Consider the following 25,508-nt stretch of genomic DNA (forward strand, 5'->3'; position numbering starts at 1 on the left):
ATTCACTTGGACCTATCGCCCTATGACATCAATCACCGATGCTTTGGAGACGGACCATGAAGCGGGAAGATCTCAATGACATGCTTTGGTTCTTGGCAGTGGCAGAGGAGCGGAGCTTCACAAAAGCGGCCGCAAGACTCGGGACGTCGCAATCGACCATCAGCCATACCATCAAGAAGCTCGAAGCTCGGATGGGGCTGCGGCTTCTGACCCGCACAACCCGCAGCGTTTCTCCTACGGAAGCGGGAGAGAGATTGATCCGCTCACTGGCGCCGCGCATCGAGGAGCTTGAGACCGAGATCGACGCGCTAATGGAGTTCAGGGACAAACCGTCAGGCTCTGTTCGCATAACGCTTTCGGATCACGCGTTGGAAAGCGTCGTCTGGCCGAAGCTGCGCTCAGTGCTGCGAGACTACCCTGACATCAAGGTCGAGCTCAACAGCGACAATGGCTTCCGGAATATCGTGGAAGATAAATTCGACGCCGGTGTGCGGCTTGGCGAAAGTGTTGATAAGGACATGATCGCCGTGCGCATCGGGCCGGACTGGCGACTAATCGTCGTTGGCTCTCCGGAATATTTTGCTGGAAGGCCTGCTCCTGAAACGCCACAGCAGCTTGTCGCTCATGACTGCATCAACCATCGGCAGTCGCGCCTTGGAGGGCTCTATAGCTGGGAATTCGAGAAGGACGGCAGGGAGCTTCGGGTCCGTGTAGAGGGTCAACTGACTTTCAATACGTCCTATGCGATGATCGATGCTGCCGTGAAGGGCTACGGAATTGCTTACGTACCCGAAAACCTTGTTCAGCGGCAGCTCGCTTCCGGTGAGTTAGTGCAGGCTCTTGATGACTGGACCCCACTGTTTCCGGGCTACTACCTCTATTATCCAAGCAGAAGGCAGAACTCCCCAGCGTTCAAAATCGTTGTAGAGGCGTTACGCGTTTGAGTTCGAAAAGAGAAGATCGCGTGGTTGGTGCCAACGGAAAGCTTGGCGATGGGGCTTTGGACGAACAGATCAGCGTTGACAAGGTCCTGTTGTTCACAAGGATAAAAACGTAGCGGTGAACTCGTCGGGCCTTAGCCGATATGGTGACAATAGCCGCCGCGCCTCAGCCGCTTGGTGCCGCCTCCTGTGTTTGACACATGTTCTTCTCGTCCAAATCTGTTGCTTATCGATCTCCATCACCTGGAGGCGGGGGTTGTGCAAGTAAGCGGGGTCGTAGGTTCGTATCCCTTCAAGACCGTCAGGTTCAGATCACAGCCCAGAAATTTCCAGGTCTCGGTTCTGCACACAGTGTCCGAATATTGTTGTCTTTCAACATGATCCGGCCGCCCCAGGTGACATAACTTCAGAGATCCAGAACCTCGAAATATCCGGCACCCTCCTCTGTAAGGAGCGGACGAGCATCTTTGAGGGGAACCGTCAGGAGCTCGTCGGTGCAGGCGAATATGACGTGTGGCAGGCCCTGCAGGGTGAAAAGGAGATTATCGGCGTTGAAGTAGACTGCGAGATTGCTCCGGATGAGGTCTTCATACCCACACCCTTTTTCCGTCTCGTCATCGAATTTCGCGCGGTTTTTAAGAATGAACTGGATCAGGCTCTCGCTCGGGCCAAAGCTTAGCAACGAGGGATCCGCGACCGTAGAAGGATCGACCACAGTTCCGTCTCCGTTGGTTGCGGTCCAGCCGCGCAGCAGGGTTTCCGGCACGAGTGCCTTGCCCGTTCGCGCATCGGCGAGACGATGATTCCCGAAATTACTGGGATGAGCGCCACCGCACCAATAGCTGCCACCCTCTGCAATACCGACCAGGCGCGAAGTCAGATGTTCAACCGTTACAGATCCACCGCCGTCATATCCGCTGGTACCATCCGCATCCTGTCCCGACCAGCCGAAGCCAAGATAGGCTCTTGCCATGCAGGAAAAGGCGGACAAGGCAAGCTGCAGGCGCTGTTGCGCCAGGTAGCGGTTGATCGGTGCTGGATCGATTTTTTCAATCGAAAGGACAACCGGATAAGAAAGTCCGGTTCGGCTGTCTTCATCCATGCGGTAGCTTCTGTCGCCAAGATTGGTCGTGACGCCTTGTTTGAAAGGGCGATCCATCTTCAGGAAATCGTAGGGCAAGCTGTCTTTGGTCAGCACCATCGGCTGGTCGGTCCCGGTGAGCGCGTAGCTTGGGTCGAGAGCAGCGAGCAGGTCTGGTTCGCTATCGGAAACCGTCCGCTTGCCCTTCTTGACGAGCTTGACCTGCAGCGTCTTGCCACTCTCTTTGTCCTGCCATGTCCCCAAAAGTCGCTCGCCGCTGCCTTCGGTTTTCAAGTTCCATTCAGCGGCGATAGGCGCAACATCGATGACGTCACCATCGGCGGTTTTGCAGAGCTTTTCGGTACAAGGCTTTTCTTCGGAAAGTAGCATGGCGTCAGGATCCTTAACCTTCATGCCATGCAAAGGGATGTCACCGCCTTTAGCAAGATAGGCATAGCGTCCGGCCCGCAAACCATCGGCACCCGGCGACGCCAATTCAAGGATGACTGGCAGAGACCCGATGGAGCCGACGTAGGTAACCGCCTCAGCCGAATGCGCAACACCGGTTCCGAAGGAAAAGACAATCAAAGCAGCAAGAGGAAGGCGCATGTCTGATCCACATCCGGTTGTGATCGTTCATCTTTAACGCCCACAGCCGCGGTTCGCCAGGGATATGATTGTTCCTAATAAGACGCTGATTGGTGTACGAACCCAAGATCTTGACTTCTGGGCCTGCATGGTGCCGTCGGTTCGGATTGGTTTGAGGCGGTTTGCAGGCTTGACATCGGAGCTACGGCAATCACACATGCCTGCCTTTATGCGGCTAAGGGAGGTTTATCGAGATGCGTCATAGGCTTATCACGGCGACGACCGCCATTATTATGGCTTTTACCACGGGGGCGTCCGCGACAGATATTAGCCAGGACAGCGCCAACAACATCCGTGACACTCTCAATCACCTGCTGCCCAAGGACATCGCCAAGCGTGCGCCCGTTACGGTCACGCCGGCCGGATCGCGCTACGAGATCGGCTACGACTTCTCCAAACTCCTGGCGCAGTTCAAGAAAACGGATTTCGACATCAAGGGCCTGAAACCCTTCAAAATCTTCGCCACACCGCAGGACAACGGGCTCTGGGATCTGGAAGGCAACAACAACCTCAATGTCACTGGGCATTTCATCGGGCCTGACAAGAAGCGCTCGGACTTCACCTATTCGGTTGCCGACATGGTGTTTAACTCGGTCTTCGACCCGGCAATCAGCTACTTCCGCTCCGGTGATTTCAGGGCCAAGGAACTGAAATTTATCTCATCTACCGATACCGAGGTGATCAAGGCCAGCTTCGGCAACATGATCTACAAGTTGACCTCTGCCGAGAGCGTCACTGCCGGTCGCCTGGATTTCGCTGCCGACGGCAAAATGAGCACCTTTGTGGAGCAGGTCAGCGGCAAGGAAATGCCGCCGATCCAGATCTCGGCAGGCAGTCTGGATTTCGATACCAAGGTCAAAGGCGTTGCAGCCAAGGACTTGAAGGAAATGGTCCTGTTCGTGCTCGATCACGTCGAGCAGAAGCATCTCACCAAGGAGAGCGAGACCAAGTTCAAGGACATGCTCGGCAAAGCCTTTCCGTTGCTGAGCTCGCTTGAGGAAACCATCAGACTCAACAACCTCGCCGTCACCAGCGCCGTCGGAAGCGGCGGCGCCAAGTCCTTTGGCTATCACTTCACGGTCGATGGGCCGAGCAACGCGACGCGCGTTGGCGTGGCGATCGATGCTGGCGGCTTGACGCTAGACAGCGTGCTGGTTCCTGAGGGTTACACCGCCTTCCTGCCTCAAGCACTCGATATTCAGTTCGGCGTCCCGGGCATGGATTTCGCAGCCCTTGGCGACGAGTTCATGAAGACGGATTTCACCACGTCAACTGGCGACAGCAGGATGGCGGGACAACAGGCGGCCGCGAAGCTTTTTCCGGGCGGCATCCTGAAGGTTGATTTTCCGAAGGTCAGCGCCGAGTCTAGCGTCTATAACATCGAGGTATCCGGGGAGATGGAAGGCCGCGTCGATACGCAAAAAGACTACAGGGTGAACGCATCGATCGTTGCGCGCGACTACGACAAGACGATCGCGGCCGTGCAGGAACTGGCAAAGAGCAATCCGGATCTGAACAATGCCTCCTTCGGATTGATGATGATCAAGGGTTTTGCCAAGGCCGACCCCGATGGCGCGCAGCGTTGGGACGTAGCGGTCGCCAGCGACGGCTCGGTCAGCGTCAACGGCCAACAGATCAAGGGGCCGGACGCACCGGCCACTGACGAGGCAGCGCCTTCCGACCAGACCAAGCCCTGAATTTCGTTCGGTGACAATCGCGGAGAGCCGGTTACTGGCGGCACGCCCTGCCGCAGACGATCGGAAAGTCCGCGATACCGGCCTCGCAGGCATTAGGGAAGGTTCGCGTCCGGCGGCAGAATTGAACAAATGTCCGATCTGACACAACGAGGCCCTCAGAGGTCATAACAGCGGAAAGTCGTCGTGAAAAAACTTATTTCTATCGTGATCGTAGCGAGCTTCGCGTGTTTAAACCAATCCTCTCCAGCGTGCGCAGACGGTGCCGTAACTGAGCTGTTTCAAAAATATCTGGCCAATGGACGCCTTGATGAGGCAGACGAGCAGATGTTGTCCACAGCTGCCGCAGCCCCTAACAATGCTGACGCACAGTTGGGGCTCGGTCTGGTGCGATCGGCCCGTGCATTCGAAAAACTATCTCGGTCGCTGTACCGCTATGGCTTTGGCTCCAAGTCCGACGGCTATGAGATGTTTCTAGGCCGGGCCTCCGGCAAAATTGCCCGAAACGAAAATCCCGAGGCAATCACATACGACCAGTTTCGCGGCATTCTTGCGGCCTTCATTGAAGATCTGGATGTCGCCGACAAGGCTCTTGCAGCCGTCGGTGAAAAGCCGGCAAAATTGAAAGTCGACCTCTCCGTCGCGCGCTTTGACTGGAATGGCGACGGCAGGGTCGGGCCGGAAGATCACATTGGGCGGGCCTTTTCCAATCTGGACGAGAAAGGTGGGGCGCTGCCTTTCGTCGTCGGTTTTGACACTGCCGACGCCAAATGGCTGCAAGGCTACGACAATTTGCTGATGGCTGCTGCCAAGGCGTGGCTGTCCCATGATTTTTCCGAAAGCTGGAACGGGAGTTTCGGTGTCATCTTCCCACGGGCCGTCTCGACATTGTCGGTGGCCAATGGCAAAGGCGCGGATGACATGACGATGTTCGGCGTCAATAAGGCGCAAGCTGATGACATCGCCGACTACGTCACGCTTATTCATACGATCCGCTGGCCGGTTACCGACACGGCAATGTGGCGCGAAGTGCGCGATCACCTGAAGAAGGTCATTGTACTCAACCGGGAAACCTGGGCACTCATCGACAAGGAAACCGATGACGATCATGAATGGTTGCCGGGGCCAAAACAAAAGAGCGGGGTTCTGCCGTCCTTTAACGTCACGCCTGAACGCATTCAAGCATGGCTCGCAGTCCTCTCGCAGTTTGAAGCCGCCCTCGATGGCAAGATCCTTGTCCCGCACTGGCGCTTCGACAAGGGCATCAACCTTGCAAGAGCTTTCACAGATCCTAAGCCTTTCGACCTCGTGCTCTGGGTAACGGGACCGGCTGCGTTACCCTACCTGCAGGATGGCAAAGCCATGAGTAGCGGCGAGTGGAACCAGATTACCAATATCTTTGAGGGGAATTTCGCGGCCTACGCTTTCTATTTCAACTAATGTGAACCGGCGACGCGTCGCGATGCCGATACGCATGATAACCCACTATAATTGCTCACGTTGACGGGGCATTTCTGTATGCGGGAACACAATTTCGCAAGTCGAAGTGGCTGTCCGTCATTCAAACGCCCCAGTATCATCTATTCATCAAGATAGAAAAGTCCGTGCGATTGACGACTCCTCGCCGCAGTTGCCTTCCAGGGTCAGACCTTATGCGCCGAGGGATGAGGCGACCGGACCGGCTTCCAAGTCTTCGTCCGCCAGCGCGCGCCGTGCATGCGCAGCAGAAAGATAGCGGCCCACAAGTTCCGAAAACGCAGCGGCCTTCATGCCGCGAATGCCGATGGCGTCCAGCTCAATCATTCGGCGCTTGGGCTTCACTTTGTTGTAGAACGAAAACCGCGTGCGGTTGGGCAGCGGCTCGTTTTCCCCGAGATACAACTGGAGAGCAAAACGGGTTGTGGCATAGACCTGATAACCGACGACAGCGTCCCACCGCACCGGCTCGCTCAGCCATGGGGACCGAAGTGTCTCCGGCGTGAACACCATCAACGGGCGGGCGCCGCTGCGGCGGTAGAAGACGACGGCCGCAAGGCACAGGAGCATGCCGGCACCGAGCACCGCCGCTAAGATTGCCTTGAAGCTCTCATTGCCCCCGAAGCCCATCTGGTAGGGGAAGAGATAGGTGCAGGCGATGAACAAGCCGAACAGCACAATGATGAACATCATTGCGCCTGCCATCGGTCCGGTATTTTCATGCACCACCAGTTCCGGCTCGGCGACCCCGGCGGCGGCCGTCTTCAGTTCTTCACGATATTCCGTGCGAACAGCGCTGGCATTGAGCAGGAAGTCCGCTGAAAGGTCGCGGCAAAGCTGATCCCAATCGGAAAACGCACGCCGACCGAAGGATGCAACGCCCGCGCCAGGCGGTCGCGTCGCGTGAGCCAGCAGCTTGTCGTCAATGGCGACGCCGAGCGCCTGGATGCGCTGGATCGTCGGCGGATGGCTGTCGGTGGGGTGGGACTGGCGGCCGTCCAGATGTGCGGCCGGATTATCGACACCACGCTTAGCCGTTGCCTTGGCAATGGCGGCAACGAGATCGGGCCCGAGTCCTTCATTCCCCCGAAAAGCGTCGGTCAAAACAAAATGGACGCCCGGGTCGGCGACGTGAACGCGCACCAGCGCGGATGCGGCGCCGGCCGGTCCGCTGACGGTGCTGCCGTGGCGATCCGCTTCGAACTCCCGCAGCCGGCTCCAGTGGGCAACGGCGGTATCGAAGCGCGACAGCGCGTGGTAACCGAGGCGAAGGCCGGCGGCGATGCCGAAGTCACCATTGATATCGGCACGATAGAGTGCGTCCAGCGAGCGCTGCAGACTGGAATAGATCGGCACGAACCGTTGCGAATATCGCGTATCCTCGCCGGCGAAGTGAGCAAGCTCGTGGCCGACGATGGCGGCAATCTCGGCGGTGTCGAGAAGTTCGAGGAAGGGGGCCGGCAGGTAGAGCGTTCGGCCTTCGATCAGTCTCTCTTCGGGAAGCAGGAGAAGCCGGCTCTCGGTCACGTAGAATCCGCTGGTCAGGCCGACGACGATCGTGTCGGGCGCGCCGGCCTGCATCCGCCCAGCCAGATTGCGGACGAATGTCCAAAGGCCAGGCGCGTCCTCCTCCGTGACGACGCGGGCCCGTTCCACTATTGGCTCCGGCTCGACCAGAGCGAAGACGCGGCGCAGTCCGCGGACAGCGGTGACGGCGCAATAGAGCGCGACACCAGCGAGAAGGATGCCGGCGAGCGCCAGTTTCACGGCATTGCCCGAGATATCGCCCCAGAACGGCAGCGTCATCGTCTCGAACACGGTGGCGCCAACACCCGCAAAGCCAAGTCCCAGCATCACGGCGGCGAGGAAAAAAGGCAACGTCATCTGCAGCCATGTGAAACTGCGCACCAGCTGATCGCGCGACCGGCGGGCTGACCGGCCGGCAAGGCTGGAGCCAAGCAGACCGACCGCTCCGCCGAAAAAGGCAAGCGCTCCACCGGCAATCGTGAGATAGGCGAACGGATGTCGGACTATCGCGACTGTCTGGAGAAGATCGTTCTCGCCGACGGCTTTTTCCAGTTCCGCAAGCGCCATCGAGGCCGGATACGATTGCCCGCCTTCGAAGCGGATCATCGTTCCGGGCGCCTGAGCCGCAATGGGGCGGATTTCCTCCAGCGCGCGGGCCATGTCCTGTCCGTTGGCTTGGACTGACCGGCTGGCTTCGACGGACCGATCAAGCTGCCAGATCCCCAGCCCGGCGAGCGCCAGCGGCAGCAGGATCAGCCAGAAGGCCAAAACCACGCCCGGCGGTATCTGGCGCTTGGCTGCCTCGGTGGGTACTTGCGCGTTGGTCATGACGTCCTCCCTGTCGCAGTATCTTGCAAAAAGCCTCCCAAAGCCGGGCGCCCGGCTTGGGGGAGGCTTCTATCCGCGGTGATTACATCACCCGACAGCTCTCTTAGAGAGCCGCTTCTAGCGCATCGACAATCGCCTTCGTTCGATCGTCGACATCTGCGGAATTGGTGAACGGCCGGAAATTGACGTCCAGGGTGCCGGCTTCGAACTTGACGCGGTCCTTGTAGGCGGATGCAGGGCTCCCAGCCTCCGTGTAATGGACGGTGATCGTCTTGAGTTTTTCGCGAAGCGCCTGCTTGCCCATCTCGTCCCGGGCAATGTCTTTCATGGCATTTTCGAGCGGCGTGAACACCGTTTTGACCAGGTAATCGTCCTGCCCGTAAAATTTGTCGTCACCTGGCAAGGCGAGGCTGTTCCAATCCACCTTGATCGGCACCTCGAAGCCTGCAGCAGTTTGAACGCTCTTCTGCAGCGCTGGAAAATTGTCCTTTTCGAAAGCCGCGATCGCCCGCCTTTCCGCAAGGCCCGGCGAGGTTTGCGCCACTGCCATTGAAGTAAAGGCTACCAAGGCGGTCAAACTGTAGGCGGTCAGAGTTCTTCTCATACTGCTGTCTTCCCTCATGATCCGGTTGTTTTTAAAGAAGGTCTATAGAACGGTGGTTATCTGTCTACCTGCTATGACAATTGTTCGGGTGCTACCTCGCATGCCGCCAAGGGCGGCGAATGGGTAGGTAGCACTGGTTGTCAAAAAGGGTAGAAAGGCGCAAAGATTTCGCGATGAGCAAGTTATGGGACCTATACGCCCACGGCGCGAACGTCGATCCTGCGGTGCACCGGGCGCCGCTACCGCAAGTCAATTATGGTGTCAAAAACCAACTGGCATAGTGGACATCCCGTCCCTCAATCCTTCTTGGATTGGCACCGCGGACAAGGAGCGATCTCACTAAGTCCTTCGGTTTCAACGTAATCGTCTGACTTTCAACAGGCCAATAGTTCGAGTTGGTTCAAGGCGTCAGACTGTAGGCACCTATTGCAACGACTTCTGGTCGATCGCACTGTGCATCTAGTTTCGCGTCACGGCTAAGTGTAAGCGCAAAGACTTGTCGTTAGTACCCGGTCGCTAAAGTCGCTAGCACCAAGCCACTTTCATCCCTAGACACGCAAGTGCATAGAGGCGGTAAACCCAAGCCAACTGCCTCCTTTATGACCACGATCAGGCGGACGTTGTGATTGACTTCTGTATGCGTCGCGTTAGAGGGCGTCTGCTTCTAAGCAAGCTGGAGGCAACGTGTTTGCTCAGCTCTAGTCTGTCGGACTGACGAACATGGATCGGGTGGCCGTCACGGCGGACCGACACGCCACCCGATCTCCCTTATGGGCGCCTGTCGCGGTCTTTAGTTGACGATCAACTTAGCGCGGGCAATGTCGCCTACGAGCGGCCAATTAGCGATTGGCTTCCGCTTGGGAAAGGCGCTCTAATAGTTGCTGAAATTCCTCGTCTGTCACAGGCGGACGATTAGTCGCCATGGCTTGCGAAGCCCGACGCACCATCTCGCTTTTTGCAAGTTTGACAAATTGATCCGACGGGCTAGGCATTCTGATATCCTCTCGCATTAATGACACTAACACCTACCTTCCGAAAATGTTCTCAAGATTCATCGTAAACGGATCTTCAGTCGCAATCGCAGCGAAAGGAGTAGCGCAGAAAACGACGGGCTGCGCTGGCAGGGTGGCCAGGGCAACAGAAGGACGATTTATCACCGGCAACCGGCTGCGTATGCTTCGTTAAGCGCCAAGGAGGTGCTGTAGCTGTCCAGGGATATCTTGCTAGTGGTGTGCCGTGGTTTTTAATGCCTACATGGTTGAACACCAGCACAGTCGCCGAAGAGAACGATAATCTAGCCGTATCGTTTGTTCGGCAGGATCTGCGTGCTTCTGGGCGAAATTACCCTATTAGGACCGTTTCAGACTACGTGCGAGAACGCGGTGCGCTTGCCATGCTGTATTAAGGCCAAGCCTTTCCTGTTTGGCCGTTTCTGATACCGATTAGCTGACCTGTTTAGGAGTAACCATTGCAATCAAGCTGACAATCAGAGAGTGCTTGATAAGAAACTCGGTTTGTTTCAAGCTGACAGCTCACATACCTAAAAATGGCTCCGCGAATTCCTCTCGCTCATGGACACGCCCAAGTCCTGGAGAAATCTTATCATATTGGTAGGAGCGAGTTGCGACGTGCGCACTGTCCAGATGGTGAGTGATATTGCAGCCAATCGCGATAGTGCTGACTTGCCACGGCCGCAACGGCCTCTCGTGAACTGCTCCGTCGAATACGACATGACTGCGGTTCAGTCGATACTGCGTGTCGGGGTAAAGGTCTGACCGAATGCCGTCAACGTAGTTCTCTCTCGGAATTCCAATTGAGACAAAGCCGTGGCCTTGCATGGAAGTTGCTAGCTGACGCAGTTTTCGCACATCAAGACTTGATATTGTTTCATCGGCATCGAGCTGCATGACCCATGGCGAGCGACTGTTTTGCTGAATAAAGTTTCGCTGCGCCGCAAAGCTTTGGGCGAGCGGGCGACCAAGTACTCGTATTCCTCTGGGCAATTCGAAAGTTGGATGCCAACTCTCTTGCTGATCGATGACGATCAAACACTCGGCGAACTCGTCCAATACATCGCAAGCTGACGAAACAGCCCTATCCAGCTCGCTCTCGCGGCACATGATACCTAGTGCGAACGATGCCAGCGGAAATTCTCCTAATGGTGTCGTATATGCATGCCCAGGAACATCACTGTGAGGGCAGGCAAGCGCACGTTCTTGTGCGGCATCGCCAGGCACTATCGCAAGGCCATCTCGTATGGCAATCATCTTGAGAGTGAAGATGTCGAAGCCAACTTCATCAGCCTGCGAACATCTGATTTCGTGGCCGTCGAAGTAGGTAGCTTGATGTAACGCTGCTTTCAAATCCGCGTAGAGTAGACCGCAGTGGGAACACTCGTACTCGTAATGCTTGCGGCGTTGGGAAAATTCTAAAAAGCGGCTGCTCGGTTTGATCTTGCGAGCGGCGCAAAGGCTACACCTTGGTTCTGTCGTTATGGTGTTCAGGGCGATCTCGACACTTCTAAAGCAGTTGATCCGATGCACGCCGCAAGGTCGTCAACCAAGAGCCGTGACTTGAAGCAGCAGGTTATTTGCGACCGTCAGCCATCATTCCGTTGGCAACCTCTCGGCAAGCACAAGGCTCGAAGGCACTTGCCTGCCGCGTTCCCCCGCCACGTAAGTCTCGAGAAAGGCCAGCGCGTTCCTGAACCCGTTCACGGTGTATGGTTTTTCGATCCCGCCGATGGCGCCGGCGTAGTCCGTCGGTATACGCTTGAGATTGCCCGATACGAACGTGTAAGGCACACCCCGCGCGGCCAACTCCCGTCCCACGTCAATGCCTGTCGGTCCGTCCTGCAGGTGAATGTCGACGAACGCGAATTCCGGCGAGGCATCCGAGACGAGGGCTTTCGCCGTCGCACTCTCGGCCGCGATGCCAACTACCTCGTGGCCGGCCGATTCAAGCTCGCTTTCCATCTCCATAGCGAGAAGCGCCTCGTCTTCGACGATCAGTATACGCATCTTTCAGTCCTTGTGTTCGTCGACGAGCATGGTGACATGGACATCCGTTCGATCTCCTTCGCACTTTTTTTCAATCCTCGCACCGAGCTGGCGCGCGGAAGTTTCCAGCAACAGCGCACCGAACGCCTGTTGCCCTTTGTCCACCTTGACGGGTGATGCTGTGTCGCTGACCCGGATCAGGAAGTGCCCGTTCAGCCGTCTGACCTCGACGTGTATCTGGCCGCCGTAGTCACCAAGGCCGCGGCGTATGGCGTCTCCGACGAGCTCATTGACGACGAGAGCGATAGGAGAGGCTTTGGCGGCAGGTACAATGACCTCGTGTAGGTCCATCCTCACCTCGATGTCGGTTCGGTTCAAACCGCCTATGCGGTCCTGGATCAGTTCCCGCGTGAATTCGGCGACGTCGAAGTGACCAATGTCGTCGTTGTTGAGAAGTTTGCGCTGTACGGTGCTCAACGCTTCGACGCGGTCGAGCACGGAACGCAGCGTCTTCCTGGCTATTTCGTCTTCCGAGATCCGCGCCTGAGCCTTGACGATCGACGCGATGGTCATCAGGTTGTTCTTCACGCGGTGGTCCACCTCGTGGACGAGGACCGTCTTCGTCTCCAGAGCGCTCTGCAGATCTGCCGTCCGCTTTTGGACTTCCTCCTCGGCAAAATGGCGGGCTGCCGCGAGTTCGGCTTCCTTGCTCTTGATGTTCGTAAAGTCGAGCTGCGACGCGAAGAAGTAGATCACCTCGCCCGCGTCGTCTCGCACGGGGCTGACGAACAGCGCGTTCCAGAAGGAGGCCCCGTCTTTCCGATAGTTCAGGATGTCGATGGCCAGGTCTTTCTCGGCGGCGACCGCGTCCTTTATTCTGGCGATGGCTTCGGGATCCGTGCCCTCTCCCTGAAGCAGGCGGCAGTTGCGGCCGACGAGCTCCGCCTGGCTGTAGCCCGAGAGCTCGCAGAACGCATTGTTGCAAAAAATGATCGGATTGTCGTGCTGACGGGGGTCAGTGATCAGCATCGGCATCCGTGTCGCTTTGAACGCCGCCGAGAACGGGTCTTCGTACATGTGCTCAGCGAGAAGCCTCTGGCCCGCCTGACGTGCAAGACGGCGCTCGACCGTTTCCTTCATCACGTAATCCGATCAATGGAGTAGTTGCCGTAACTAACGACCGTGCTGAGAAGGTCAATAAGACGGATCACAATTAGCTCATGTCCCGCATATCGCTTGTTTTAACGCGTGTTCCTGTTATGTCCTACTTATCGAAGGAAGACGGTTGTCCCGCCCTTAGTCGGCGTGAGCTGCCAGTACAAGCAGAGGCCGCCTATGCTTCAACAAAACCTCACCGCATGTGATGTCGAACCGATCCACGTCCCCGGTTCCATCCAGTCTCATGGCATTATGCTGATCGCCGACGCCCATACGCTTGTCTGCATAGGCGAGGCGGGTGACGTTGATGGCTTTCTCGGACAGACGGTGGTTGGCCAGCGGCTCGACGACGTCCTTAGCGCTTCGGCGCTCGGCCGAATGTCGGCGATCGCGACCGGAAAGGTCGCAGTGCTTGGTCGTGTGGATGCGAGCGGAGGACCCTTGAACGCCGTGGCGTATCGCTCGGGCGAGTTCGCCGTCGTCGAGATGGATAGGGCGGAGGAGACGGCCGTCGAGGCGGTCCCGTTCCTGGTCGACCTTGATGCCGCCAGCACACGCTTCGAACGTTCCGCAAGCGTCGCCGAGCTGTGTCGGAGTGCTGCGACGGTGTTCCGGGAGCTGACGGGCTACGATCGCGTCATGGTCTATCAGTTCCTCGATGACGATGCCGGCGTCGTGGTGGGCGAGAGCGCCGCCTCCGGCAACTACAGCTTCATGAACCACCACTTTCCAGCGTCCGACATCCCGAAGCAGGCAAGAGCGCTCTATCTGCGCAACAAGGTCCGCGTCATTCCGGACGTTGACTACCTCCCGCGGCCGATCCGTTCGGATCGCGACCTGCGCGGTATCGACCTCAGCGACTCGACGCTGCGGAGCGTCTCGCCGATCCATATCAAGTATCTGCACAACATGGGCGTGAAGGCATCAGCCTCGTTCTCGATTATCAAGGACAACGTGCTGTGGGGGCTTATCGCCTGCCACCATCACCAGCCAAGAACTATTCCTCTTACCGCGCGCATGGGATGCCAGACACTCGCGAATTCGTTCGCGCGAAAGATCAAGTCGAAGGAAGATGCCCAGGTTCATCGGGAGCGCATCCGGCTGCGGTCGCAGGAGGACGCTGTCCTGGCGTTGCTCGGACCGGAGACTTCCCTCGACGAGCTGTTTGCCAAATCCGGAGAGAAAATCGCGAAGATGCTGCATGCGGACGGCTTCGCCGCGGTTCAGGCTGGCGAGCTCTTCGCATACGGCAAAACGCCCGATCCCATCGATATCCGCAAGTTGGCCGATCACGTGCGGGTTCCGGCCTCGCAGCAGGCCTATGCCACGCCGAGCCTGTCGGCGAGTTGGGCAGAGGCAGTGGCCTTCACGGACATAGCCAGCGGATTGCTGGCGGTCACCATGTCGACAGAAGTACCAACCATCCTCATGTGGTTCCGTGCCGAACACGTCGAAGTCCTCAGATGGGCAGGCAATCCACACAAGGACACGTCGCACGATCCATCAGCGGTCCTAACACCGCGCTCGTCATTCGAGGCGTGGAGCGACGAAGTTAGAGGCAAGGCGAGACCCTGGTCACATGCTGAGATCGAGTCCGCGAGCCGCGTCGTGCGTCTGATGCTCGAGTACCGCAATAACCAGCGCCTGCGCGAACTGAACCGCGAATTGACGATTAGCCTGCGGGAGAACCAGGGGCTCGTTTCTCAGAAGGACTACCTCCTCAAGGAGGTCAACCATCGGGTCCAGAACTCGCTCCAGCTCGTCTCCGCCTTCCTGCGCTTGCAGGCACGGGGTGCGACGAGCGAGGAGGTAAGACAGAACCTCGACGAGGCGCAGAAGCGGCTAAACGCCGTTGCGCTTGTCCATCGTCGCCTCTACCAGGACGAGAGCGTCGAGATCATCGACCTGTCGCGCTACATCGAAAGCCTGATGGAGGAGATGACGACGTCGATGGACGAGAGGTGGCAGGACAACCTGACACTCGACCTGTCGCCAATCCTGATCGCCACCGACAAGGCCGTCAATGTCGGCCTGATCCTCACCGAGCTGGTCATCAACGCGCAGAAATACGCCTACGACGGCATGCCGGGACCACTCGCGATCAAGCTCGAACAGCACCGGAACTCGTTCCGTCTTATCGTTTCCGATGTCGGCCTTGGCAAGCAGAAGACCACGGGCGGGAGAAGCGGTTTCGGCTCTCGCATCCTTGCGGCAATCATCGACCGTCTTGAAGGCAACATCGACGAGGAGGACAACGCGCCTGGTCTGCGGGTCGTCGTTACAGCACCGATCCAGTGAGTGTTTAGTCCTCACACAGCGATCGTTACCTCAATGATGAGCACGCAAGATCAGCCGAACAAGTCTTTCGTCTGTGTCGGAAGCCCCCCGAGGCCACCGACCTGCATGTAACGTGGCAGCACTAACATTCGCTCGGCGGGCAGGGGACGTTGAAGGGCCTTCGCCTCACTCCACGGCACGGTCAACCAAATCTCGCATTCTTCCTTCGTTGTCAAAAGAACGGGCATGGCCTTCGGATGGATAGGTTTTACGATCTCGTTGGGGTCGGTCTTCAGGAAGGCATAGAGGTCGTGTTCTCCCTCGCGCGGCGAATCTTTCGGACCGTTGGCATCCGTCGTGATTGTCGATGGCACTGATGAGGCAATCCGGATTGCCAACGACAACGACTACGGCTTTTCCTCTGCAATATTCAGCCGGGACGTCACCCTTGCCCTCGATTTGGCGAAGCGACTGAATGCAGGGATGTCGCATATCAACGGCGCAACGCTTGATGACGAGGCTCAGATACCGTTCGGAGGGGTTAAAGATAGCGGCTACGGTCGGTCAGGTGGCGCAATCGGGTTCGAAGAGTTCACCGAGCTCCAATGGATCACAATCGAAGGTCCGCAAGCCCCGCGATATCCGATCTCCGAACAACAGCGTTGACCGAAGTGTCGGCTTGAGGGCCGCAGCGATGGTCCCTCGATGACCATTCTACGAAGGCGCTTATGCTGCACACAATATTCGTCTAGCTTGCCGTCGCGGCATTCGCTGGCAGTTTGTGAGAGGCTTACCGGTATCTTTCTAGCGTCCAGTACTCAGGACAGGATTAGCTTTCTCTGTGCTCGGGATGCGTATAGCAAGCCAGCGCCCTGGCGTAATGCCAAAGGTTTTGCGGAAATGGCGCGTAAAATGTGCCTGATCAACAAAGCCGGCATCAGCGGCCGCCGCCGCAAGCCCCTGTCCTTCCACCATGGATCGTTTCGCCCGTTCCAGGCGGCGCATCACAAGGTATCGGTGGGGGCTTGTACCCATCAACCGTCGAAACTGTCGCGCTAACTCGTACCGGTCCAGTCCTGTTTCCGCCTCCAGGGCCCTGGAGCTTACGGGTGCTGCGCAGCGGTCTTCGAGGAGGTCCCGAGCTCTCAGGACAGCGGACCGTGCCGAAGGAGTTAGCGTTTTTCCCGGTGTACCCGCCTGCCGGGAAAGGCCGGCAGCTAGCCGCATCACCACGTCATCCATCAACAGGTCAGACAGCTGCTCGTCCAGGTCAGCGAGTATATCTCCAAGCGCCTGCCGTATCCCTTCATGGGCTAACACAGGATCAGGAACAAAGGGCACCCCTGTGCGATGACCGTCAACGGCGCTGATCAGGTCCGGCGGGAGATAGATCATGCGGTAGATCAATCCATCGTCAGTGCCGGCAGCTCCATCATGCAGCTCGTCGGGATGAAGCACGATAACGTTGCCGGCATTGCTGAAGCGCTCGACCCCACGATAGCGGAAAGTCTGCAGGCCATGGAGGGTCAGTCCAAGCCCGTACGTGTCATGGCGATGCGGTGAGAAGGCGTTGCCATGAAAGCGAGCCTCGATGCGCTCCACCCCATGTGAGGAGTCGGCAACACGCATCCCGTCAGCCGGACGGGCCTGGCACGAACGTTCAAGACCGCCCCGTCCACCTGGCGCTAAGTCTGCGTTTGAGTTCACACCCAAAAAGGAGTTCCGTTGCATGTTTGACACCAAGATCGCGATCGTAATCCGCGATGATCTTGCAATTTGGCAGAAGCTGAACGTGACCGCGTTCTTGACGAGCGGCCTTGTCGCCCAGTCGCCGGAGATTATCGCGAACCATACCGGGATGCGCACGGTCATGTCTACAACCCGATGACCATCCAGCCAATGGTGGTGCTCGGCGCAGATCAGGAAACGTTACGCAGCGTCCACAGGCGTTCCGTTGAGCGCCACGTGAGAATCTCCGCCTACACCGAGGAAATGTTTGGGACTGGCTACGACGCTGCTAACAGGGCTGTGTTTGCTCAGTTCTCGCCAGATGACGCGAAACTCGTGGGACTCGCCCTGCGAGCCGAAAGGAAGATCGTCGACAAAATCGTCAAGGGAGCCAGGATGCATCCATGACCGCATCTGAATGATGCCGCAATGGCAGCGTCGCTCCGGTCGTCCTCGCTATCGGCCTGATCGGCGCTGGGCCAAACGATTGGAGCTACCCGCCCGCGGCATCCCTATTTGGCGCGCGGCTCTAGCCGCCGGCGAGACAATTGCGAAGTTTTGAGGATCGTAAGCGCGCAAACGTTTGGCGCTCAGCCCGCTTACGATCCCGTGGAATTCGCTCGATCAGGTCAAGGACGCTTGTAGATCGCTCCAGCTTTTACCGACAACGTCCCGGAAGCGGTGATGCGGTGACCGGCAGTAACCCTTACACAAGTGCCCTCTCGAGTTTACAATCGTCCGGAGCTAGCGAAACGCATCACCCTTCATCGAATATCAGAACTGCTTGGGCAGTCCATCTACGGGAGGTAGCTGCGGTAAAGTCGGGCGATAGACTTCTTGGTATGAACTCTCAGAGATCTGGACCAGCTACCGGTTGTTTAGCGCTCTGTCGTTATGCCTTTAAGAACGTCATCCACGCATCCCGAACCACACTAGAGCTATTCCTACTGCTATGCAGCAGCTGACGGTTATGAGCGCGTAAGTGTAATCCACCGCACGACCTTTGGTTAGGACGTGATGATACCTACAACATATAATTGTTCCGTAACGGTTTCCGCTGTCGCTTATGGCTCGTTTACTCACCAACGAACACTTTGAGCGGGTTGTTTGGTAACCTAGCGTATCGTGAGAGCCATGACTACAAGATCAGGCGCGGATCGCCAAACGGCGCACCTCGCAGCGGCGTTCTGTACGCTCTAGGGGCTCCCACGTCACCTAATCATCGGTGCTTACTGGTTGTCGGTGCCGCTTCTAAGATTTTCTATGTCAGTTGACGTACCGAGCCACTCGACAATGAATCCGTCCGCGCTACGCACCGGCGTAGCGCGCGTGTGAAACCGACGGTACGCATTCGTATTCGCCTCCCTGATGCGATACTCGATCTCGAACCCACCTGTCTCGATCGTTTTTGACCAAGCCGCCAGCGCAGCGGCCCGGTCATCAGGGTGAACTGGGTCGAGCCAACCCATTCCATGACTGTCAGCCTCGGCCTGACCGGTATACTCCGTCCACTGCGGGCCCGACCAAGTTAAATTGCCACCCTCGGCGGCACGCCAAACAAGCTGCGGAATACCTTCCAAAAGTGCTCTTTGCCGGACCTCGGCCCTAGCAAGCTCCTCCTCAATGACCTTCAGAGCCGTGACATCGTGACCAATGCCCCCAATATGTAAAACGTTACCTCGATTGTCCTTGATTGGGAAATCGGTGTTCCGTAGCCAGCGGATAGCACCATCTGAGGGCCGCTTGATACGATATTCAAAGGTAACCCATTCGCCTACCAGCACGCGCTGCAGGTTTTCGGCAGCCAGTTCACGGTCTTCAGGGATTATGAGATCGAGCCATCCGATCATATTGTCGCCACGCAGGGCTTCCTCTCGATCTAGTCCGTAGATCACCTCAAATGCGGGGGTTAGATATGACCACTGGAACGTCTTGGCATCACGTATCCAAAGAATATCTTGGGAAGCTTCGCCAAACTGACGGAGCTGATCCTGGATCTCTGACAATGCGGCTTCGGCACGTGCACGATCCGACACATCGATGAAAGTGACGACCGTGCCATCGATCCTGTCCTCTACCGTTCTGTAAGGTCTCAGGCGCATCGAAAAGTCCCGGCCGTGGCGGGTGGAAACTTCGCGCTCAACCGGTATTAGGTCCCGCAAAACCTTTCGGGCGTCCTTATCAATGTCGTTGTAGTCGAGATGGTGGGTGAAATCGGTAATCGCCCGACCGATGTCGTGACGAGTAATGTTAAAAAGTTCTGCCACGGGCGCAGTAAACATTCTGATCCGGAGATCTGCATCAAGGAAGAGCGTGCCGATTTCAGTTGCAGCCGATAGATTCTGGAGGTCGCTGTGGGCCTCTGAAATGCTGTCGAGCTTGTTCTTAAGTTCTGCGTTGACTGTGTGCAGCTCCTCGTTGATGGACTGCAATTCCTCTTTTGAAGTTTCCAACTCCTCAGCAGTGGAACGATACTCCTCATTCATAGATTGGAGCTCTTCGTTCGCGGCTCGTAGCTCTTGAACCAACGCGTCATGCCCGTTGCGGCTCATCATCAACGCTTCTTGCGAGGCTTTCAGTTCGGCGTAGATCCGTCTTACTTCACCAGGCCGGCTGTCGGTGATTTCGTCCTGATCATCGCTCTCTGCGACGACGCCGCCATCCAGGAAGAAAACAAGAGCGCGTGGAGATCTTGTGGCGTCGTCTTGAAGGGGAGTGACCTGCAGTGCAACCCGTCTCTTGCTTTGCTCAAACGCAACGATGCTGGGCAACGTGACCGTCGGCTCACCCATTTCAAGCGCTCGAGCCAAGGCAATCCCAAGATCCAAGCGCAACTCTGCTCTGACAACCGATGTGAGTGATTTGGAGACAGGTCCTGCTGAATGCAGGATGAAGCGACCGGCGGTCGGGGACAGATGAAGAATGTTCTGCCTATCATCGACAAGTGCACTCGCCGGTGCATGTTGCTCAAGTGCCGTGACATGAATTTCCGCCGCTGGCGCAGCCGTCCTCTCAACCATCTGAGTTGCTACCCGGTGACTTGAAAGCTTCTGAGGAGTCGCAAATTGTGGCATGATCGGTAGAAGTTGCGCACCATGGAGCTTGGCGCTGTAAATTCTAGCCTGCCGATCGACGGGCGAGAACAAGTCAGTAGCAGCGTCTACCGTTTCCGCTGAACCGAGAAAGAGGTAACGTCCACCGCGGAGACCGTAGCTAAACAAAGAGCACACTTGGGCCTGTAGAGTGCGCTCAAGATAGATCAGCAAATTACGGCACGTTACCAGATCCAGCCGCATGAACGGCGGCTCCTTCAGAATGCTGTGCTTGGCAAAAAGGATCGTATCGCGCAGTTCCTTGCGGACACGAAAATGCGAACCTTCATCAATGAAGAAGTTCGCTAGCCGCTCCTGAGAAACATCAGCCTCGATTGCCCGTGGATATCGCCCTTCTCTAGCGAGTGCGAGGGCGTTCTCGTCCAAATCGGTCGCGAAGATTTGGAGGGGTATCCGGACATTCTGTCGTACCATTTCTTCATGGAAGAGAATAGCGACGCTGTAGGCTTCTTCTCCGGTCGCGCACCCAACGACCCAGACACGAATACTGTCTTCGACATCCGCATCGTAGCCACTGACCAGTGGCCTTATAGTCTGTGTGGCCAGCGCCTCGAAAGCTTGCTCGTCCCGAAAAAACATCGTGACCGAGATCAACAGGTCGGAGAAAAGGTTGTGCGCCTCGTCAGGGGTACTGGTGAGATAGTCGGCGTATTCACTTAGGGTTTTAGCTCGACAAACCTGCATCCTGCGAATGACCCGGCGCATGACCGTTGCACTTTTATAGGCCGAGAAGTCATGGCCGACACGCGATCGGAGCACAGCAATGATGCGGCGCAACTCGATTGTCGATCCAGCGACATCAATTGAGCGGACTGCGTCTTTGCTGCGGGCAACTTCGGAAAGATATTCGACCAGGCGGGCGATCGGTGCAACGAAATCCGCAGAGCCAGTTGCAATCGCATTCTGCGGCATGGACGGAAAGCTGGCCTCTGAGGGGTCTTGAACCATGATGACCCCGCCCGCTTCCTTCACGGCGGTAACACCGAGAGCGCCGTCCGAGCCGGCGCCCGTCAATACGATAGCGACACCGTCGCCTCGAGCTGAAGCCACGGATCGGAAAAACATGTCGATTGGAGCACGCCTTCCACGAACCTCCGTAAACGGCCTGGCTGCAATCCTGTCACCTTCAATGACAAGTTCGCGGTCCGGCGGTATAACGTAGACGCAATTCGGTCTTAGCTCAGGGGAGTCGTCCACCTGATAGACAGGCATGGTAGTGCATACCGCTAAGATATCACGCAACGCGCTCCGCTCGTCCGGCGACAGGTGAAGGATTACGACATAAGCGAGCCCCAGATCAGGAGCAACCTGCCGAAACAGATTCTGAAGTACCCCGACGCCGCCAGCAGACGCTCCAATAGCGCACACGGGCACGAAATTTTTCTCGGGCGGGGAGGCAGTGTGCATCGAGTTGGTCATATCGCCTTTGCCTGGTCAAATCACAGCCGATAGAACTGCGCTAGACCATTTATAAGCAGACGTAGTCCGAACGCTAGGCAACCGACTTCGCGTCGGGCGATTTCTTTTGAATGTCCTCAAGTGTTTTGAGAACCTTGATGATTTCATCTGATGAGCAGGAATAGTAAATATTCTGCGCGTCTCTTCTAACGCCGACTACGTCTGCGTTTCTTAATTTTTTAAGATGTTGAGACAGAGCCGACTGGCTGAGATCCACCTCAGCCGCAAGGGCCGATACGCTCCACTCGTTTCTCGAAATAAGCCCGAAGACCTTCAATCGACTAGGGCTGGCAAGGAGCGCAAGTAGGTCTGCGGCTTTATCGACATCGAACTTGAAGTCGCGGTCCATTTCTATATCCTGATCTGGAACAAACCAAAACACTCAGGTCATTGCGAGTGACGTTCAACCTGCGACTACAAAAGGCTACACTATTCCAAAAGTCACTACAATGGTCGTCACGGAGTATCTGAGATGCATCACGCGGAGCGCACGCGAGTCCTTGCGGAAGAGATCGAAGGGCTTCTCCTAGAGGTTCGAGCCAATATTGGGATCAGTCGCGGCTTGCTTCGAGAAGCTCCATCTCGCGTCGACCACATCGCGAACGAAAGGGTGCTGTTCGTCATCCCTGATATGGGTTTTTTCAGCTGGTTCGTGAGCGGAAATCTGTTTCATGCAGACAGCATTTTCGCCAGCCTGCACGGCTTGAACCTTCAGGATCTTTCGGTTGGATTGCCAGTCGAAATCGTGCTTTCGCATATTGACGACTACGATCAGGCGCACATTGCGGGCGGCTTGCATCAAGCAATAATAACAGGGGACCGATGCGCCTTTGAATACTTCACCGTTTCAGCCGGCGGTAGACGGCAAGTTGCGATGATTGGAACTTGTCTGAGAGATACACAGGGCAAACCCTCATTTTTTTGCGGCATCGTCACAGAAAAGAAAGCAGACCTACTTCTCGACGCATCCGAACCTTTCAAGACCTACTGTGACGCAGCACTCGCGCTCGCAAATGAGCGGGGCAACCTGCTCGCTGCGCGGTATCTCAAGTCCGCGCTAAATACTGTTCTGTGATCGAGAACCGATGCTTGGCAAATAGATAGTGATTGTAGGAGACGCCAGCCGGTTGGCAAATGATGCACCGTCTAGACCAAAACCTTTGCGTTTCGCCTCGTCAAAAACATCTATCAAGTGCAGCATTGCACGCTTGCGCCAGTTCTTGTGTTCAAGAAGGGTATACGAGCGCTACGCCGGTCCGCGTCATTTGGCCTAAATGCGTCAGAGGCGGCATGCATTTCTTCGATAAAAGCGTGTCTCGACCAACCGTCAGCTTTAGCAAGCGCCAGGATGAGCGGATCAGTAAGAAGTTCCGTAAGTGTCATTTCTTCATGTTTTGCCATCGTCGCCTACTCCTTGTAACTACTTCGATAACTTGACCACAAGTTCGGGCAGTGTTACCAGTCTGTAACGCAATTTGTTACAGACCGGTCACACCTATGTCAATCCGTAACTCCTCCACCGCATCCGTTGAACCTGAACGAAAGGGTTCAGTAGCTCCGCGTGAGCGAATTGTGTCATGCGCTGCTGAGTTGTTTCGAAGGTTTGGCATACGCGGCATTGGCGTTGATGCTATCGCGGAGGCCGCCCATACCAACAAAATGACCCTTTACCGGAAATTTCGGTCGAAAGACGATCTGCTGTGCGAGACCCTGCGACAGGTAACGCAACATGCGTCGGTTTTTTGGACTGAACTCGATCAGGACGACCAAACGGATGCTGCCGCGAAACTTACATCTTGGGTAGAATTTCACGTCCAGCGGTTGGAGCAAGAGCCGGGAGGATGCGATTTGGCAAACGCGGTTGTCGAGCTTCGAGACAACACCCACCCCGCCTATGCAGTTGTCCAAGAATTTAAGACGGAGCAACGAAACCGACTGGCGGCTTTATGCACGGCAGCTGGAGCTACCGATCCTAATCTACTCGCTGATACGCTTTCTCTGTTGCTGGAAGGCGCGCGTGTGTACCGCCAAGCCACGGGGGCCGATGGTTCCTCACGTCGTCTGCGGGAGTCTTGCAATGCGACCATCGAAGCGTTTGCCCGTCATGAGAGCAACCAGTAGTAACTAAGCTCAGCAGGCATCCGGCGTTCTCTTTGCCACGTAACTCCGGCTGGCTACGGTTCGTCGGAGGCTGTTTCTTGGGGTTCCTGCCATTCGTTTAGCGCGAGAGTTGTGTTGGCTGAGACAGCGGTTGCTACCTGGTAGCTCGGGGGCAGGGCCCTCAGAGCTACACTCACTCTACGGGAGTCTGAAGAGCGCACAGCCTAGACCAAGGCTTATCAACGTGGACAGCATCTATTGACCGCTGAGTCTGCTACAGAATTGCGACAGCGAAGCAGCGCGTGAAACATTCTACAGCCCACAGCGTCCGTTCCTCGACTATTGCAGCGCACACCTGGGTTTCGTCACGACGGCGCTGCAGCGGTGTTGATCTGCTGTAGGTCGTAAGACTGTTTCTTTAGTGTTCTCGACGATTGCATTGATGTCGAATTTCTTCCACAAAATTCGGCATGACGTCGTTCTGGTGCTGTTGGTTGGACGCGACGATCAAGGGTGGTGTCTAGTAGCATCCTTAGAAGACCGCGGAGAAAGTTCACGGATTGCCTGGCCGACAATCGCCGTTTGTTGATAATAGCCCGTTTGCGCAAGAGGTGGAAGCTGGTTAAGAAGGCCAGGACATGATCAGTCTAGAGCTTCGAGCGCGGCCGTTCATCCTCGACTGCCTCCCCAACATCGACCGCGCGCATCGGCTCGAACGAACTCTATTTCATTAGCGCGTGGGCTTGCATGGATCACCTCAGTACAGACGACAGGATTAAGGTTCGCGATATCTACGAGAACCTCGTTACGGCAGATTGGTTTAACCGGAACGCTGTAACCGAGCGCGAACTCTTGATTCTTGTGCTCAGCAAAGTTCGGCAGGAAGTCTCCTCGAACCTGTTGCAAGAGTGCCGTGCGGAAGCACTGTCCCGCTTTTTCAAATAAGGCGATTCAAACCTAGTTCGATATCTACCTCGATTGCAAGGTTGGCATCGGTGCTGAAAGTTTTTCTTTCATCTCAGGTTTTGCGAGCTTTAAAGTCAGTACCGACACATAGGTAATTCGTGGACCACTGAATATTAGAAATAACTAAATTAGGAAAGACAATGACAGAACGTAGGTTGAACGAAGGAAGTACAATTTTTGCGAGTGAATGCAGTTATGCTCTTTGCACTATATTTGAAGTACGACCGGGCTACTTTGACGACAACGGATACGGATCGGTCGAAACGTTGTCGTGCCGTTGATCAATTGATCCGCGTTCTATCGGCCCCTTGCAGGGCGATGCGCAACTGGTGCCAGACGAGATTGAAACGCTACGCATGCTGAGTGGTGAACCCTGCCAGTTGTTAAATTTCATGTATATCTGGATTTCGTGCGCATGAGCGACGCCCACGAGAAATCGAGGGCACCCCGATTCTGCAAGGACCAACCAGCCGCGATAAGCAGACGATAACTGCTCGCGATCTCTCCTCCGTTATGTCTGTAACCCTCGTTTTACGCAACGTGAGCTCGCATAAATATTGGTGTACCTCAGCCAAATGTCTGCATGGTATAAGCCTCGTGTGTCGACCGAAGCCGCAGGGAGCCACCGCGCCACATGTCCTATCGCACCATGTTCCCGCACCTTATAGCGGCAGCTCTGTTTCTTCTTGGCCCGCCACTTGCCTTCGCAGAGGAGCCGGCCTTGCCGCGTGGTGCCGAGACCGCGGGTAACGCGCTGCCCAGCGAAATCATGCTACGCGCGGCACCCCTGATGCAGGCGGGCAGTGGTGACGAGGCGACGTTCTGGTTCTATGCCGGACAACTTCGATGGCGCTCACGCCTGAGCGGCGGCCCAGCTCAGGACCCGACCGGCGAACCCGCTCTGTTCTCG

At 56.5% G+C, this 25,508-nt stretch carries 18 protein-coding genes and 1 pseudogene; 9 read left to right on the forward strand and 10 right to left on the reverse strand.

Annotation, left to right across the window (positions count from 1 at the left end; all coding sequences use genetic code 11):
- The first annotated feature begins 56 nt into the window (after positions 1-56).
- Positions 57-944 (forward strand): LysR family transcriptional regulator, encoded by an 888-nt coding sequence (locus ASF70_RS23235; RefSeq protein WP_062583325.1) that lies wholly within the window; start codon positions 57-59, stop codon positions 942-944.
- 403 nt (positions 945-1,347) lie between these two features.
- Here the strand turns inward: ASF70_RS23235 and ASF70_RS23240 are convergent, their stop codons facing one another.
- Positions 1,348-2,631, reverse strand: coding sequence for a hypothetical protein (locus ASF70_RS23240; protein ID WP_062583326.1), 1,284 nt, complete (start codon positions 2,629-2,631; stop codon positions 1,348-1,350).
- 272 nt (positions 2,632-2,903) lie between these two features.
- Between ASF70_RS23240 and ASF70_RS23245 the strand changes: the two genes are divergently transcribed.
- A complete protein-coding gene (locus ASF70_RS23245; RefSeq protein WP_244474118.1) occupies positions 2,904-4,367 on the forward strand; it encodes a hypothetical protein in 1,464 nt (487 codons plus the stop codon).
- 183 nt (positions 4,368-4,550) lie between these two features.
- The gene (locus ASF70_RS23250; protein WP_244474119.1) at positions 4,551-5,804 is read left to right on the forward strand and encodes a hypothetical protein; all 1,254 of its coding nucleotides are present in this window, start codon (positions 4,551-4,553) and stop codon (positions 5,802-5,804) included.
- 210 nt (positions 5,805-6,014) lie between these two features.
- Here the strand turns inward: ASF70_RS23250 and ASF70_RS23255 are convergent, their stop codons facing one another.
- From ASF70_RS23255 to ASF70_RS23275, 5 genes are all read right to left on the reverse strand, one after another.
- Positions 6,015-8,195: a M48 family metallopeptidase gene (locus ASF70_RS23255; protein ID WP_244474120.1), complete on the reverse strand. Its 2,181-nt coding sequence runs from the start codon at positions 8,193-8,195 to the stop codon at positions 6,015-6,017.
- Between the two features lie 103 nt (positions 8,196-8,298).
- Positions 8,299-8,799: a hypothetical protein gene (locus ASF70_RS23260; RefSeq protein ID WP_062583330.1), complete on the reverse strand. Its 501-nt coding sequence runs from the start codon at positions 8,797-8,799 to the stop codon at positions 8,299-8,301.
- 1,532 nt (positions 8,800-10,331) lie between these two features.
- Entirely contained in the window at positions 10,332-11,342 is a 1,011-nt protein-coding gene (locus tag ASF70_RS24130) for a glycosyltransferase (RefSeq protein WP_156461927.1), read from the reverse strand.
- 63 nt (positions 11,343-11,405) lie between these two features.
- Positions 11,406-11,819 (reverse strand): response regulator, encoded by a 414-nt coding sequence (locus ASF70_RS23270; protein ID WP_062583333.1) that lies wholly within the window; start codon positions 11,817-11,819, stop codon positions 11,406-11,408.
- A gap of 3 nt (positions 11,820-11,822) precedes the next feature.
- Positions 11,823-12,938: a PAS domain-containing protein gene (locus ASF70_RS23275; RefSeq protein ID WP_062583335.1), complete on the reverse strand. Its 1,116-nt coding sequence runs from the start codon at positions 12,936-12,938 to the stop codon at positions 11,823-11,825.
- A 195-nt stretch (positions 12,939-13,133) separates the two neighbouring features.
- Here ASF70_RS23275 and ASF70_RS23280 point away from each other — a divergent pair, with 195 nt between their 5' ends.
- Positions 13,134-15,254 carry a histidine kinase dimerization/phosphoacceptor domain -containing protein gene (locus ASF70_RS23280; RefSeq protein WP_062583337.1) on the forward strand — a complete coding sequence of 707 codons (2,121 nt, stop codon included), beginning with the start codon at positions 13,134-13,136 and terminating at the stop codon, positions 15,252-15,254.
- 50 nt (positions 15,255-15,304) lie between these two features.
- Here the strand turns inward: ASF70_RS23280 and ASF70_RS24135 are convergent, their stop codons facing one another.
- Complete coding sequence (locus ASF70_RS24135) at positions 15,305-15,607, reverse strand: hypothetical protein (protein ID WP_156461928.1); 303 nt, start codon at positions 15,605-15,607, stop codon at positions 15,305-15,307.
- On the opposite strand from ASF70_RS24135, the gene ASF70_RS23285 reads away from it, so the two are divergent.
- Positions 15,591-15,899, forward strand: coding sequence for an aldehyde dehydrogenase family protein (locus ASF70_RS23285; protein ID WP_244474121.1), 309 nt, complete (start codon positions 15,591-15,593; stop codon positions 15,897-15,899). The two genes, ASF70_RS24135 and ASF70_RS23285, sit on opposite strands and share 17 nt — an antisense overlap.
- A 138-nt stretch (positions 15,900-16,037) precedes the next feature.
- Here ASF70_RS23285 and ASF70_RS23290 read toward each other — a convergent pair whose 3' ends face one another.
- Positions 16,038-16,862 (reverse strand): AraC family transcriptional regulator, encoded by an 825-nt coding sequence (locus ASF70_RS23290; protein WP_062583341.1) that lies wholly within the window; start codon positions 16,860-16,862, stop codon positions 16,038-16,040.
- A gap of 100 nt (positions 16,863-16,962) precedes the next feature.
- Between ASF70_RS23290 and ASF70_RS23295 the strand changes: the two are divergent.
- A pseudogene (locus ASF70_RS23295) lies at positions 16,963-17,369 on the forward strand (DUF2000 family protein).
- Between the two features lie 821 nt (positions 17,370-18,190).
- Here the strand turns inward: ASF70_RS23295 and ASF70_RS23300 are convergent.
- The gene (locus tag ASF70_RS23300) at positions 18,191-21,493 is read right to left on the reverse strand and encodes a chemotaxis protein CheB (protein WP_244474122.1); all 3,303 of its coding nucleotides are present in this window, start codon (positions 21,491-21,493) and stop codon (positions 18,191-18,193) included.
- 73 nt (positions 21,494-21,566) lie between these two features.
- Positions 21,567-21,881, reverse strand: coding sequence for a metalloregulator ArsR/SmtB family transcription factor (locus tag ASF70_RS23305; protein WP_062583343.1), 315 nt, complete (start codon positions 21,879-21,881; stop codon positions 21,567-21,569).
- Positions 21,882-22,004: 123 nt separating this feature from the next.
- Here ASF70_RS23305 and ASF70_RS23310 point away from each other — a divergent pair, with 123 nt between their 5' ends.
- The 3 genes from ASF70_RS23310 to ASF70_RS23325 all read left to right on the forward strand — a co-directional run.
- Positions 22,005-22,607 (forward strand): hypothetical protein, encoded by a 603-nt coding sequence (locus ASF70_RS23310; RefSeq protein WP_062583344.1) that lies wholly within the window; start codon positions 22,005-22,007, stop codon positions 22,605-22,607.
- Positions 22,608-23,029: 422 nt separating this feature from the next.
- Positions 23,030-23,653: a TetR/AcrR family transcriptional regulator gene (locus tag ASF70_RS23315; protein WP_062583347.1), complete on the forward strand. Its 624-nt coding sequence runs from the start codon at positions 23,030-23,032 to the stop codon at positions 23,651-23,653.
- A gap of 1,579 nt (positions 23,654-25,232) precedes the next feature.
- Positions 25,233-25,508, forward strand: a 276-nt coding sequence (locus ASF70_RS23325; protein WP_200943585.1) for a hypothetical protein, incomplete at its 3' end; no start/stop codon positions are given.

The sequence above is a fragment of the Rhizobium sp. Leaf321 genome, assembly GCF_001423215.1.
GTDB classification, from domain to species: domain Bacteria; phylum Pseudomonadota; class Alphaproteobacteria; order Rhizobiales; family Rhizobiaceae; genus Neorhizobium; species Neorhizobium soli.